General features: G+C 65.7%; 12 protein-coding genes and 1 pseudogene. 4 read left to right on the top strand and 9 right to left on the bottom strand.

The window, feature by feature from the left end; all coding sequences use genetic code 11:
- Nucleotides 1–628: 628 nt before the first annotated feature.
- From ABIC35_RS03785 to ABIC35_RS03765, 5 genes and pseudogenes are all read right to left on the bottom strand, one after another.
- On the bottom strand, nt 629–832 hold the full coding sequence (locus tag ABIC35_RS03785; RefSeq protein WP_220667312.1) for a hypothetical protein: 204 nt from the start codon (nt 830–832) through the stop codon (nt 629–631).
- A pseudogene (locus ABIC35_RS03780) lies at nt 829–1,140 on the bottom strand (PAS domain S-box protein); the annotation flags it as partial. The gene ABIC35_RS03785 and the pseudogene ABIC35_RS03780, both read right to left, overlap by 4 nt.
- A complete protein-coding gene (locus tag ABIC35_RS03775) occupies nt 1,107–1,886 on the bottom strand; it encodes a GAF domain-containing protein (protein WP_121071786.1) in 780 nt (259 codons plus the stop codon). The gene ABIC35_RS03775 and the pseudogene ABIC35_RS03780, both read right to left, overlap by 34 nt.
- 654 nt (nt 1,887–2,540) lie before the next feature.
- Nucleotides 2,541–2,951, bottom strand: coding sequence for a toprim domain-containing protein (locus ABIC35_RS03770; RefSeq protein WP_147425799.1), 411 nt, complete (start codon nt 2,949–2,951; stop codon nt 2,541–2,543).
- 191 nt (nt 2,952–3,142) lie between these two features.
- Entirely contained in the window at nt 3,143–5,344 is a 2,202-nt protein-coding gene (locus tag ABIC35_RS03765; RefSeq protein WP_121071785.1) for a penicillin acylase family protein, read from the bottom strand.
- Between the two features lie 27 nt (nt 5,345–5,371).
- Here ABIC35_RS03765 and ABIC35_RS03760 point away from each other — a divergent pair, with 27 nt between their 5' ends.
- Together ABIC35_RS03760 and ABIC35_RS03755 are read left to right on the top strand one after the other, a co-directional pair.
- Entirely contained in the window at nt 5,372–6,655 is a 1,284-nt protein-coding gene (locus ABIC35_RS03760) for a metal-dependent hydrolase family protein (protein WP_121071784.1), read from the top strand.
- Entirely contained in the window at nt 6,652–8,319 is a 1,668-nt protein-coding gene (locus ABIC35_RS03755; protein WP_354278304.1) for a GH39 family glycosyl hydrolase, read from the top strand. Before ABIC35_RS03760 ends, ABIC35_RS03755 begins: the two co-directional genes overlap by 4 nt.
- 485 nt (nt 8,320–8,804) lie before the next feature.
- On the opposite strand, the gene ABIC35_RS03745 is transcribed toward ABIC35_RS03755, so the two are convergent.
- The 4 genes from ABIC35_RS03745 to ABIC35_RS03730 all read right to left on the bottom strand — a co-directional run bounded on the left by ABIC35_RS03745 (nt 8,805) and on the right by ABIC35_RS03730 (nt 10,878).
- Nucleotides 8,805–9,164 (bottom strand): UrcA family protein, encoded by a 360-nt coding sequence (locus tag ABIC35_RS03745; RefSeq protein ID WP_121071783.1) that lies wholly within the window; start codon nt 9,162–9,164, stop codon nt 8,805–8,807.
- Between the two features lie 107 nt (nt 9,165–9,271).
- Entirely contained in the window at nt 9,272–9,790 is a 519-nt protein-coding gene (locus ABIC35_RS03740; RefSeq protein ID WP_354278303.1) for a hypothetical protein, read from the bottom strand.
- Nucleotides 9,791–9,934: 144 nt separating this feature from the next.
- A complete protein-coding gene (locus ABIC35_RS03735; protein WP_121071782.1) occupies nt 9,935–10,579 on the bottom strand; it encodes a hypothetical protein in 645 nt (214 codons plus the stop codon).
- A complete protein-coding gene (locus tag ABIC35_RS03730; protein ID WP_183049233.1) occupies nt 10,576–10,878 on the bottom strand; it encodes a PadR family transcriptional regulator in 303 nt (100 codons plus the stop codon). Before ABIC35_RS03730 ends, ABIC35_RS03735 begins: the two co-directional genes overlap by 4 nt.
- A gap of 925 nt (nt 10,879–11,803) precedes the next feature.
- Between ABIC35_RS03730 and ABIC35_RS03725 the strand changes: the two genes are divergently transcribed.
- Nucleotides 11,804–12,388 carry an ANTAR domain-containing response regulator gene (locus tag ABIC35_RS03725; protein ID WP_121071780.1) on the top strand — a complete coding sequence of 195 codons (585 nt, stop codon included), beginning with the start codon at nt 11,804–11,806 and terminating at the stop codon, nt 12,386–12,388.
- Nucleotides 12,385–13,599: a CmpA/NrtA family ABC transporter substrate-binding protein gene (locus ABIC35_RS03720; RefSeq protein ID WP_121071779.1), complete on the top strand. Its 1,215-nt coding sequence runs from the start codon at nt 12,385–12,387 to the stop codon at nt 13,597–13,599. The genes ABIC35_RS03725 and ABIC35_RS03720 overlap by 4 nt, the downstream gene beginning before the upstream one ends.
- The last annotated feature ends 35 nt before the right edge of the window (nt 13,600–13,634 follow it).

Below are 13,634 nucleotides of genomic sequence, written 5' to 3'. Positions count from 1 at the left end.
GAGGATGTGACCACATATGAAAGCGAACTTCACCTCTTATGATTGAAGCGACAAACAAACGTTGCTGGTGTCTGCGGAGAGGTGGATGGTGCCGGGAACGGCGTCGAACTGATTGTAATACAGAAATTATTTCAGATATTTGAACAAGGTACCGTCAGCCTAGATACCGTGCGATATACCGTCACTTGCCAAGGCGGGGTGGGTTCGACTCCGAAATAGCTGATGATTTCAGCTCCGACTCGTCCTATTAGGCCACGCGATGTTGCCATGCGGCGGTCACGAATGCTAATTCGAGAAAGAATTGGAGGGTGTTAGACTTTATTGGTAAGGGCGGTTGTGTAGTTAATGATCCTAGCCGTGCTTGCTCCCCGCGAGGTGCCGGCACCAGAGGCGCGCGCGTTCGGAGCTTACCCGCTGGCGACGGTGAAAAGTGAGACAAAACAGTCGTTCCAGCTTGTCGTGCGGATCGGCAGTTTTCCTGAAAGCAAACCGCCCTCGAATTCGCGGAGAACGTCACAAACGAGGGAAGGCTTCAGTCAGACCGAATTTGCCGTATCGAAGGCCCAACGACGTAAGGACCCGGCAGACACGTCGCGGGCGAATCCCATAATCGGCAAAGCGCGCCAACCTACTTGATGCCGGCGTCGATCCATGCGCGCGTCTGCTCGAGAACCTCGTCCGACAATTGGGGGTCGTCGACCGCCCGAGCCAGGATGACGGCCCCCACCACGGCTGCCCAGCTGCCGATCGCCGCGCTGCGCTTCTCGGCTGCGGGCACCGCCGGCAGCGCCTGCTCGATGCGCCCTATCTGCGCGCGCAGCCCCTCTGTCATCGCGGCCTTCGCTGCCGGCATCTGGTGACGAATGGCAGCGGCGAGGCCCGCCACACGAGTTGCGGAACACTCTCGATCAATGCACGCTGACGCGCCTCGCTCTCGAGCAGTGCGGCTTCGGCGCGCTTGCGGTCGGTGATATCGCGCCACAGGCAGCCAACCCGCCCATGGGAGGTCGGATAGGCTCTGGCGTCCAACCATATGATCTTGCCGTCCGATCGAAGGTAGGAATGTTCCGTAACGACGGGCACCCGGTCGCGCAGGACGCGCTTGATCATCCTGCCTGGTGGAGAGTCCTCGTTGTCCGAGAGCCAATTGGCAAAACTGTGCCCGACAAGATCCTCCCGGCTGCGTCCAAGAAGCCGAGATGTTTCAGATTGACCTCCAGGATCGTGAGGTCAGCATCGAAAAGGGCGAAACCTTCCGCCATGGAATTGAGCGCATCTCGATATTGTTCTTCGCTCGTGCGCAGCTGCGTTTCGGCCAGTGCGCGCTCCACCGCCGCCCATGTGCGGTCGGCCACGTCCGCGATGATCTGAAGCTCCAATGCTGACCAGACATGAGGGGCATTCTTCTGCAAGGTTAGAAGCGCTACGAAGCGCCCAGCCTTGACCAGCGGCATCACCACCGCGGAGCGAACCCGCATGGCGGCGTAGGCTTGCTGGATGTCCGGATCGGCGCGGCGGGAATCTGTCTGCGCGTCCTCGACGAGGAACGTGTCCCCCCGGCGGATGATCTCCAGCGTCGCTGTTCCGTATTCCTCGATACGGTATCTTCCCGCGACTGATGGCAAGCTGTCGGCGTGATAATCGCGAGGAACCGTCACGACCTGGCCCGCGTCGTCGATCTTTCCATAGGCGCAGCGATCGACCTTGAGATGTTCCCCGAGCTTGCGCGCCGCGACATCCTGGATCTGGACCGGATCGGTTAGAGGCCGCAAGGCACCGCTTAGGCCCAGCAAGAAGGCCAGCCGGTCCTCGCTTTCGCCGAGCGGCCTCTCCAGTCGCTGGACAGCCGGAACGTCCTCTGACGTGCGATCGCAAACTTCGTTCATGCATATGCCTTATCGAGTTGCGGCAACGGTAGGCAAAACAAGAGGTTTTTCGCTACGACACAGGTTGGAGGGCATAGCCCGGCACAGCCGTCGTGCCACGGACTGTGGCTGCCTGCTCCTGGAGCAGTGGCTATCGAATCAGCGGCGGCGGGGCGGAGGCGGTTTTAGCCTGCATCTTTTCCTCGGCCGACGACGGCTTCCATCGTTGTCGCTATATCGAACCACTGTCTGATTATGGAGGGCATCCAAGCTTCGGCGTGGCGAAAGGCGGACCTCTTCGTAGGGTTCGTCCGAAGCATCAAATGGGCAGCTTCTGTCAGTAGCAGACGTTCAAGCCGGTTTATTGGAATGACCGGATCTGGTCGGTTGCCGCCGCAAACGAACGCCGCCTTTTGGGGCTTACTTGCCCTTACGAATCGACGTCGAACGACAGGCCTCACCATTTTCAGCCATGTTCCGCCGATCGGGATGCATGACATCAGTCCGTCGGTTGGGGTGCTACCATGCATGGTGTGGCGAGCGGCAACTAATCCGAAAGCCCTTGGGCGGCGATCGCTAGCTTGATCATACGCATGAAGTGAACCGGTGAGTTGTTGAGATGTTGCTACGATGACCGCCGACCTTCAGCGATCAACGAGCGCTTGCTTCTCTTTGTCACTTGTATCTTTGACCAATGGGCTGCGTTGAACTTGAAAACCAGTTCTTCAACGGCCAAGTCCTGCCCCGCAACCAACTCCGAAAAACGCGCACGCCGCTCTCACGGGCGGCGTTGTCGTTTGTGGCATACGGCAACAGATCCCACATCCTCGCAGCCACTCCCTCCTCCGTACCATTCGGCTCGTCGGGGTAGGTCATTACGCTTTCGATGAGGCGCAACAGGATCTCCGCAGCTTCTGGTGACGCGGCATCGTTATCCAGCGCTGCCCGTAGGTCCGCCACCTTCGTACGGAACTGCTTCAGCAGCGCCTCAGGCGAAGGAAGAACGGCATTGGTTGCCGTGCCATTCCCCCCCGGATGCATCACCGGTGCCTTCCAGCCGGCCCTTTTCCGCTTTTCGATCGACAACCATCGAGCTGAGTGCCGGACTCACCAAGCTGGCGAGCAGGTCCTGGTAGAGAAGGGGCTCCTCTGGCCTCGCGCCGTTCTACTTGCCCGGCGAGCTCCCAAAAGAAATACAAGCAGGAGGGCCAGACCGCCCTATGGCATGGCTATCAGCCCCTACTTTTACATATTGTCGTCGTGTGCAGCCGAAAACGTCAGCGCCCCAGCGCGGCCGGATCACCCGGCCGGTAGCGGCGCTCGACGTGGCCAGTTAGTTCGTCCGGGTAGAAGTACACTTTTCGCAGCGCACCCGCCGCATAGCGATCGATCTGGTCGGCGAAGTGGCGCGATGCGGCGTCGCCGCTCTGCCCGCCCGCCATCACCGCCGACGCCTCGACCCGCCGCCCGAACGATACCACCGCGACAAAGCTGTTGCCGCTGGTGCCGTAATAGCGCTTGGTACCCGGCCATGCCTTGGCGCCGAACGAGGCGAGGCTGCCCCACTGCGCCGAGGTGAACGGCACCGGCGTCGATGGCCGGCCATCGTCGAAATGCGGCTGCAGCGTGTCGTCGAGCCGCTGAAAGCGGTTGATCTCGCCCCAGGGCGTCCGCCACGTCCCGAAGTCGCGCGACAGCCGATCGACCGCGGCGGACAGCGCCGCGAGCTGGGTCGGCGCGTCGACCTTGGCGGCGATGTAATCGGGCACGTTGCGCCGCTCCGCTTGCGCGAAGCTGCCGACCTCGCGCCACAGCTGGTCGCCCCAGAAAATGGCGAGGCTGGTCGCGGCCGAATCCGCGCGCCAGCGATAGTCCCAGCCCGCCAGCGTCGCGATCGGCGCTGCGAGCGCCGCGCGCCGCGGGTCCGCCTCCGGCAGCGCCCGCCATGCCTTCACCAGATCGGGCACCAGCCGGGCGAAGGCGGGCAGATAGGGATCGAAGGCCGCCGCGCGCAGTTTCTCGGCGGTCCAGCCGCTTTTGCCCGTCAGCAGCAGGTCGGCGTGCACGCCGCGGGCATTGCCGCCCACCTGATCCATATAGCGTGGATAGTCCTTCGCCCGCGGGCTGTCGGGGCCTGCCGCCTGCCAGGGCCAGTCGTTGGTGTTGTGCGCCCAGCCCGTGTTCGGGTTCAGCACGCTGGGCAGGCTCGCCAGGCTGTGCAGGCCCTTCCAGTCGGTGGCCGGATCGCTGCCGTCGACGGGCCTGGTATAGTCGAATCGATCGTCGCGCACCGGCATGAACTGCGGCATCAGGAAAGCGATCTCGCCCTTGGCATCGGCGAAGAGGGTGTCGTTGGAGGAATTGGCCTTGCGCTCGGCAACCTTGAGATAGCTTGCGAGATCGGTGGCCTTGGTGCGCAGGAAGCTCTGCTCGAGCGCAGGGATCGGGCGCCACATCAGCGCCATGGCGATCCAGCGCCCGTCCTTCGCCGCCACGATCGGCCCGTGATGCGTCCGCCAGGTGGTGAAGCGCCGTTCTCCCAGCGATCCGTCGGGCTTGCGATAGCGCAGCGTCACCGCCTGCGCCTGCACCGCCCGCATCTCGTCGCCATAGCGGTAGGCCCAGCCATCGCCCTTGCGCAGGATCCGCTCGGCAAAGGCATCGACATTGTCGACCGTGGCGGAGGTGTGCATCCAGCCCGCCTGGGCATTGAAGCCCTGATAGACGAAGAACTGCCCCCAGGTGCTCGCCCCATAGGCGTTCAGCCCGGCGTCGCTGGTTACTTGGGCTTCGGAGCGAAAATAGAAGCTGGTATGCGGGTTGATCAGCAGTAGTGCGCGCCCGTCCGCCGTCAGCTTCGGCGCGATCGCGATGCCGTTCGAGCCCGAGGGTTCGCGCGGCACGACACCTCGTTCCTCAGGTGTCGGCGGCGTGGGGCTGCCGTAGAAGCTCTTGAGGTCGCTCAGCGAGACCCGCTCAATGTCGCCGCCGATGCTGCCCTCGGTGAAGCTCAGCGCCATCCAGGGCTCGAACCGCGTCAGCACCTTCGGCTTCACCTGCGGATGGGTGGCGAGATAAAAGTTCAGGCCATCGGCCCAGGCCTGCATCAGCGCGCGCAGCCAGGCGGGGCTCCGGGCATAGTCCTGCCGCAGCGCTGCCGGATCGACGAACAGCCGCTGGCGCAGATCGCCCCACAGGGCCTCCTCGCCATCGGCTTCGGCGGTGCGGCCGAGCGCGGTCAGATAATTCGCTTCGATCCGCGCGAAATCATCCTCGGCCTGCGCATAGCTCATGCCGAACACCGCGTCGGCGTCACTCCGCCCGTGAATGTGGGGGATGCCCCAATCGTCGCGGGTGATCGTCACCCGCTCTGCCTGCGCCTGCCAGCGCGCTCGCTCGGGATCTGGCGCAGCGGCGGTGGTGCCGAGCAAAGCCAATAGAAGCAACGGATTGCGTGCGCGCCGGATCAGCGTATCCATGACCGCAGACTAGAATGGGGGGAGCGGATGGCCAAGCACTGGTTCGCGGCTCTTGCAGCCTTGGCGCTGGGCGGCGCGGCGGGCGCGCAACAGGCCGAGGCGCCTGCCATCCTGCTCAAGCCGATGGCGGTGTTCGACGCGGTCGACGGCCAGACGCATCCCGGCTGGCAGGTGCTGGTGCGCGGCGAGCGCATCGTGGCGGTCGGCCCGGATCTTGCCGTCCCGCCCGACGCGGCGGTGATCGCGCTCGGCGGCGACACGCTGATGCCCGGCATGATCGAGGGCCATGCCCATCTCTTCCTCCACCCCTATAACGAGGCGAGCTGGGACGATCAGGTGCTGCACGAGCCGCTGGCGCTTCGCACGGCGCGCGCGGTGGCGCAGGCGCGTGCGACGCTCCGTGCGGGCTTCACCAGCCTGCGCGATCTCGGCACCGAAGGTGCCGGCTATGCCGATGTCGGGCTGAAGGCGGCGATCGACCAGGGGATCGTCGAGGGGCCGCGGCTGCAGGTGGCGACGCGGGCGATCGTCGCGCTCGGCGCCTATGGCCCGAAGGGGTTCGAGCCCGGCGTGGAGGTGCCGCAGGGTGCCGAGGAAGTCTCCGGCCCCGAGCAGATGGTCGCCGCGGTGCGCCGCCAGATCGCGGCGGGCGCGGACTGGATCAAGCTCTATGCCGATTATCGCTGGCGTGCCGGCGAGGAGAGCCGCCCCACGCTGAGCCTTGAGGAAATCAAGGCCGCTGTCGCCGCCGCGCATGACGCCGGGCGCCCGGTGGCGGTCCACGCCGCCACGGCCGAAGGCATGCGCCGTGCGATCGAGGCGGGAGTCGATACGATCGAGCATGGCTATGGCGGCACACCCGCACTCTTTGCCGCAATGGCCGCGAAGAAGATCGCGCTCTGCCCGACACTTGCCGCTTCCGACGCGACGTCGCGCTATCGCGGCTGGAACGGCGCGGAGCCCGCACCCGCTACCGTCCGCGCCAATCGCGAGAGCTTCCGGCTTGCGCTCCGCGCCGGGGTGCCGATCTGCGTTGGGGGCGATGTCGGCGTCTATGCGCATGGCGACAATGCCCGCGAGATGTTGCTGCTCGCCGCTGCCGGCATGCGTCCGGTCGACGTGCTGCTGGCCGCGACCTCGGGCAACGCCCGCTGGTCCGGGGAGGCCGCGCGGCTCGGCAGCGTGAAGCCCGGTCTGTTCGCCGATCTTGTCGCGGTCGCCGGCGATCCCACCCGCGACATCGAGGCGGTGCGGGCGGTGCGCTTCGTGATGAAGGGCGGCAAGATCGTGCCGCTGGAGCAGGCCAAGTGAAGGCGCTGCTCCTGGCGATCGCCGCTGCATCCGCCCTTCTGCCGGGCCTCGCCGCCGCCGATCCCGATCCGATCCCCGTGGCCATCGCGGTCGATGCGGCGCGGGACGAAGGACCGGTGCGGCCGCTCTGGCGCTTCTTCGGCGCCGACGAGCCCAATTACGCGACGATGAAGGACGGCCGGACGACGCTCGCCACGCTCGGCGCGCTGCTGCCCGATCGCGTCTATTTTCGCACCCACAATCTGTTCACCTCGGGCGACGGCACGCCGGCGCTCAAATGGGGCTCGACCGGCATCTACCGTGAGGATGCGCGAGGCCGCCCGATCTACAACTGGACGATCGTCGATCGCATCTTCGACACCTATCGGGCGCGCGGGGTAAAGCCCTATGTCGAGCTTGGCTTCATGCCCGAGGCGATGTCGACCAGGCCCCAGCCGTACCAGCATGATTGGCGCCCCGGCAGCGGCACCTTGCGCACCGGCTGGGCCTATCCGCCGCGCGACCATGCGAAGTGGGAGGAGCTGGTGTATCAATGGGTGCGCCACTGCGTCGCCCGCTATGGCCGTGCCGAGGTGGCCAGCTGGTATTTCGAGACCTGGAACGAAGCCAATCTGCCGCAATATTATTGGGGCGGCACCCGCGAGGAATTCTTTCGCCTGCACGATCATGCGATCCGCGGCGTGCGGCGGGCGCTGCCCGAGGCACGCGTCGGCGGACCGGACAGCGCCGGGGCGGGCGACGACTTCCTCGTCGCGTTCCTCGCCCATGTGAAGGCGGCCGGCACGCCCACCGATTTCCTGTCCTTCCATGCCAAGGGCCAGCCGGTCGTCGTCGGGGACGGGCCGGGCAGCCATGTGCGGATGGGGCTTAATACGCATCTGCGCGCCGCCGATCACGAGTTTGCCGCGATCGCCGCCGATCCGATGGGACGGACCAAGCCGATCGTCATCGGCGAATCCGATCCCGAGGGCTGCGCCGCCTGCCAGGGCCCGGCCAACGCCTATCGCAACGGCCCCATGTATTCGAGCTACACCGCCGCCGCGCTCCCCCGCCTCCAGGCGCTCGCCGCCCGACGGGGGCTGACGCTGGAAGGCGTGCTCTCCTGGGCGTTCGAGTTCGAGGACCAGCCGCCCTTCGCCGGGTTCCGCCAGCTCACCTCCGCCGGCATCGACCTGCCAGTGATGAACCTGTTCAAGCTGCTGGCCAAGATGCGTGGCCACTATGTCCACGCTGCCTCGGACCATCAGGCGCCGCTCGATACGGTGCTGCAAGACGGCGTGCGCGGCGATCCCGATATCGGCAGCATGGCCAGCATCGATGGCGACACGCTGTCGATCCTCGTCTGGCACTATCATGACGACGACGTGCCCGGTCCCGATGCGGCGGTGACGCTGCAGCTTCGCGGCCTGCCCCGGGCGCTCGCCAAGGGGGCCCGGCTGATGCACTATCGTATCGACGGAGCACATTCGAATGCCTTCGCGGCTTGGCGCGTGATGGGATCGCCGATCGCGCCCAGCGACGCCCAGCGCGCGGCGCTGCTCAAGGCTGCCGCACTGGCGACGATCGACTCAGCGTCAATACCGCTACCGGGTTCGACGCTCCGCTTTCGTCTGCCGCGGCAAGGCATCTCGCTGCTAATCGTGGCGCCGCAAAACGGTGTTTAGCGCTCGCCCACGATGGCATGATCCTGCCCGCCGGCTTCGCGCGTTTAGACGCACCCCGCCTTTGGCCGCGCGATCCGCCGCTCTGCCAGCGTAAATCGATCCCCGAGAGCTGCTTGAAGATTATCGCCCGCGAAGGGCGCAACCGGTACGTCGCATGATGGCGGTCGGGTTGCCCACCCTGCGGCTGGCTCGATGGTCGATTGGCGACCGGTCCGTCGGCAGGATCGCACCGATCGGGTCCGAGGATGTCTCCAGGCGGGGCGAGGTGGTGCACGCATGAGAGCCCGTATCGGTCACGCGCCCGAATGTCAGAGGTTAGGCGCGAGCCGCCGGTGTAGAATAGCGATTTCACGACGCGGCGGCCGATGTGGCGATTGAAACGTCCTGTGGCCGCTTTCAGCAGAAGCTTGTCCGCCGCCTGACCGCGGGAGGGGAGCACTGTCGTTGCGGCTTCTGTCGTTGAACTGCTCCTGGTAGGGCGTGGCTTACTTCGGCTTGATCATCGCCGGCATTGCGCTTCCATTTCGTTCTCGACGCCCCGCGCGATACGCTCGTCGGACGTTCGCGGGCATATGCTGTGCCAGTAAGATAGCGGCGGCGCCGGGGCAGTGCCGCCCACTCGCCAGCCGTGCATCGAACCTCGTCTCCGGGCCCATCGGGTCGTAGGCCTTGCAGAAGGCGGCAGCAGCACGGTCAACCCGGCGTACCAGCTTGGCGCGATCGGCTGCGGTATCAAGCCGCAGATCGCGATATGCGACTAGCATGCGTGGCGAGAATACCATCGCCGACGTGCCGCTGGCGCAAGCCGGCAGCAGCGTGGCGCTGAGGAGCACCAACAACTTCATGATCTTCTCCGCTTTGATTGGCGTCGATCGCTCCGTAGATTAGCCGCCTGGTTCCCGGGCGATTAGGCCGAGCCGGGTTTACATCAGTCCGTGCTCAGGCAGCGGGCTCACCTAAGGCGGCGGAAATGAAAGTTCCTGACGAAGGGTGCTCCACCGGCGTCCGCCGCCGCCGCAGATTCCGTCATTTCCTTGCCGTCCGATGAGACGGCATAGACCCGTACCGAGCCCAGTATCTTGTTCTTCGCAAGGCTCATGACCAGCACGTTGGACGCTGGCTGATTGATGGCGGCGCTGTCCGCTTCCGACGGATCGCCTTCGCCCGCCGAAGCCGATCCGTCGCGTGCGTAGCGCACCGCCATGTGCCGGACGCTGCCGTCGGGCGCGGTAATGTCGATGCTTGTCCGCCACTGACCAGCGCCGACATCTTCAAAGGTGTAGAGGACCTGGCGGGGCGGCGGACCATAGTTGGCAGGCAACCGGGCGAGGTCCAGCTCCCAGGTTCCAAGGAAAGGAGAGCGGCTGGCGGCAGCGGGATCGTCCGGCCCTGCGGCGGCCGGCGCGCCCGCCAACAGGAACAAGGCTGTCGCCGAACAGCACAGGATAAAACGCGGGCTTGCGGTTCGCATGCATCTTCTCCTTGCCCCGAGGTGCGGCGGGGGCTCCGCAGCGACGAACGCGTCGCTTCACGGCACCGCTTGCGGCCACGCGGCCTCGCGCTTCGGGGCGGTGCACCCGAAGATCGTTTCGATCTCTGTTGCCGTACGAAGCGCTTACCGCGCTGGGTTCGGCGCCGACCCGGGAGAGAAATGCGCGTGCCAGCGCGCTACGCTGGCAATGATCGTCAGCTCAATCGCCAGTACCCCGCCCTGGAGCAGCGCCTGTCGGCCATCGATGAACAACACGCTCAGGAACGTCACCAGCGTCGCCGATGCGGCCAGACTCAGGCTGCCCCATCGAAGCGCAGCCGCCCAATCGCGCTCCAGCACCACCCAGGCGATCCGAAGGTGCCCTAGCCCGATCAATAGCTGCAGCAGTGCCAGCGACGGGATCGCTGCCTGGTAGACACCGCGCAGCAGGCTCTCCTGCAGCCCGCCGTCGATCAGCGCGCCGCCCAGCCCGTGACTGCCGGGATAGAGATAGGGCAGCCCGAACAGCGCACAGCCGATCTGCAGCGCCGCCATCGGCAGCAGCACCCCGATCGCCACGGCATAGCTGGCGAGGACGAATTGTCCTTCCTCGGCCGCAAACAGCCCGCGCCCTGCCGCCAGGAGGCATCCGAATGCGAACTGCAGCGGCGCACCTTCGGCGATCGCCGTGTCCAGCTCCGCTTCCATCGCCATAGCCCAGTCGCGCTTGCGCTCGCCGAGACAAGCGGCTGCCAGGCGGAGCAGCGCGCGTGCGATCAATGCTTTCATGCCAGCGCTCCCTTGAACGGTTGGCCCGGCGCACTGCCGGCGAGGTCGCGTGCAAGGGCGACGCCTGCCGAGGTCAGGCGGTAGGCATGGCGCGCCGGTCGTCCTGGCTGGGCCGGCTCGCGCCATTCGGCCTCAACGAGCCCCTGCTCCGTCATCCGCATCAGCAGCGGATACAGTGTCCCGGACAGCAGGCCGGTGGCCTTCATCAGGTCGTATCCATGCCGCCATTCACCGTGCGTTTCCGAGAACGCTTCGAGGAGGCGGCACATCTGCTTCGAGGGCTGTCGTTTACGGGCCATGGGATCATATCAACATATGTAGATTTATGAGTCAACCGCAGGTGCCACGTCGATCGCATCAATGGTCGTTGCCCGAGGCCGGCAGCGATGCGGTCGTCCGGACCAGACGCATCGGCGGCCCGCCTCCGACCATCGTAAAGCTAGTATCGCCGGCCGCGAAAGGCGATCACCACGGCGAGCGCATTGTTCAAAACGCGCTTCGAGAATCCTGAGCGATCGACTTCGGGTACATCGCTCATGGACGCGCAGTGGCGGGTTTTGGAAAGAACAGTCGATGGGCGTGTGTGGGGAACGTCTGAAGTTGGTTGACTGCTGCCTCTCTGTCTGGACCGATGTTCAGCCGAATCGAGAGCACGGCTTCCGCCAGTTCAATCTTCAAAGTTCTCTTCGCGTTTGCTGCCGCACGGCATTAGCGGGCTCGGCATATAGTGGCTGATAGATCTGGGCAGGCGCCTTCCATTCTCGACCGAGATCGAGGGAAATCCTGATTACCGATCAGGTGCCGGGCGAGGCTTACCCGCTCCAACACGTTCATTCGGGCTTTGCTGGGGAGCTTGGCAGTGTCCGCTTTCTGGCAGGCACAGTGGAATATCCGTAGCGCCATATGCAGGAAGTCGAAGGGTCGGCCTCAAGCAGCGGCGCAGAACAACGCTCAAGCAGGCGGTGAGCGTCGGCTGGCGATCAGATCCGGTCGTCGTCAAGCAACGGGAGCGTGTTGACTCACGCCTCAAGGGGCCATTCGCGAGCCGTTAAGAGTGCCGATTGTAGTCGGAGAAGCTGCGTTCGCGTTGGGCTGCTGGTATGGGTGACCCGCTGCGTTTGAACCCGCGCCGATGATATTCGCGGCTCACTTGCTTGGCCGCCTACCGTTTGACGCCCCGGCGCTTTGCTGCCAGTTCCTTCCGCAACTGCGAAAGGCGATGGGGTGCGGATCGTCATTGTTGATGACAGCGGGGCGCGGGCGTCGGTTCTGGAAGAGGGCCTTCGCGAAGCGGGCTACGACGACATCCATTTCGTGCCGCCGCGCGGCGCGTTCGTCGCGCGGATCGAGCGTATGGCGCCCGATGTCGTGCTGATGGACCTGGGCAGCCCCAGCCGCGATACGCTCGAAGAAATGCTGCTCGTCAGCCGCGCTCTCTCCAAGCCGATCGCGATGTTCGTCGATCAGTCCGACGACACGATGATCGGCGCGGCGATCGATGCCGGCGTGTCCGCCTATGTGGTGGACGGGCTGCGCAAGGATCGGGTGAAGCCGATCCTCGAACTGGCGGTGCGGCGGTTTACCGCCTTTTCCCGGATGCAGAGCGAGTTGGACGAGGCGCGCACGGCGCTGGCCAACCGCAAGACGATTGATAAGGCCAAGGCGATCCTGATGGCACAGCGCGGACTGAACGAAGCCGATGCCTATGCGCTGCTGCGCTCGACGGCGATGAACCAAGGCCGCCGGCTCGTCGATGTCGCAGAGGCGCTGATCACCGCGAGCAGCCTCCTCGGCGGAGGTGCGGCATGACGCCGGTGCGCGCGGCGTTCCTGCCACTCACCGACAGCGCCGTGCTGGTCGCCGCGCGCGAGAAGGGGTTCGCCGAGGCCCAGGGCATCGACCTGGAACTGGTGCGCACCACCAGCTGGGCAACGCTGCGCGACCGACTGGTCTATGGCCAGGTGCAAGCGGCGCAGATGCTCGCCCCGCTCGCCGTGGCGGTGACGCTGGGGCTGAGCCAGCAGCCCGCCGCGCTCTCGGCGCCGTTCAAGCTCAACAGCAACGGCAACATGCTGGTAATGTCGGGCGAGTTCGCCGCGGCGCTCGACCAGGATCTGCCGGCGCGCTTGGCCGATCCGCTGGGCACGGGCCATGATTTCGCCAGCGCGATCGGCCTGTTCCGTCGCAAGCCGATCATCGGCATCGTCCATCGCTTCTCGGGCCATGCACTGATGCTCCGCTACTGGCTGGGCAGCGTCGGCATCGATCCCGATCGCGACGTGGTACTGCGCGTGCTGCCGCCTTCGCTCACCGTGGAGGCGATGCGGCTGGGCGAGATCGACGGCTTCATCGCCGGCGATCCCTGGCCGGCAGCGGCGATCGCGCAGGGGCTGGCCGAAGCGGTCGCGATCGGCGCGCGGATCTGGCAGCGCGGCGTCGAGAAGGTGCTCGCGCTGCGCACCGACTGGATGGAAGGCAATGCCGAGACGGTAGACCGGCTGCTGGTGGCGCTGGCGGCGGCGGCGCGCTGGTGCGACGATCCGCAGAAGCGCGGCGAACTGGCGGCCCTTTTGGCACGCGACGCCTATGTCGGCGAACCGGCGGAGCTGATCGAAGCGGGGCTGGCGGGGCAGGTGGTGCCGCGCGCGGATGCCCCGGCAGTGGACCAACCCGATTTCCTGCTGTTCCACCGCGAGGCGACCGCCTTCCCGTGGCGCAGCCAAGCGCTGTGGATCTATTCGCAGCTCGTCCGCTGGAAGCAGGCCGAGCCGAGCGCCGAGGCCGAGGCGGCGGCCGGCGCGGTGTTCCGACCCGACGTGTACCGCCGCGCGCTGGGTGCTAGCGGCGAGGCGATGCCGGGGGCGAGCATGAAACTGGAGGGCGCGGTGTCCGCGCCGATCGGGGTCGGGGCGCATCGCGGCGCCTTGACCTTGGGGCCGGATCGATTTTTCGACGGCCGCGTGTTCGATCCCGAGCGGCTCCACGATTATCTGGCGGGGTTCGGGGCCCCGCGCGGGTAAAGCCAAGGGCGATTTCGCCCCAATTTCGCACTTGC

The organism is Sphingomonas trueperi (assembly GCF_040545965.1).
Classification (GTDB): Bacteria; Pseudomonadota; Alphaproteobacteria; order Sphingomonadales; family Sphingomonadaceae; genus Sphingomonas; species Sphingomonas trueperi_C.
Note: the sequence above shows the minus strand (reverse complement) of the source record. Positions and strands in the feature narration are given on the sequence as shown.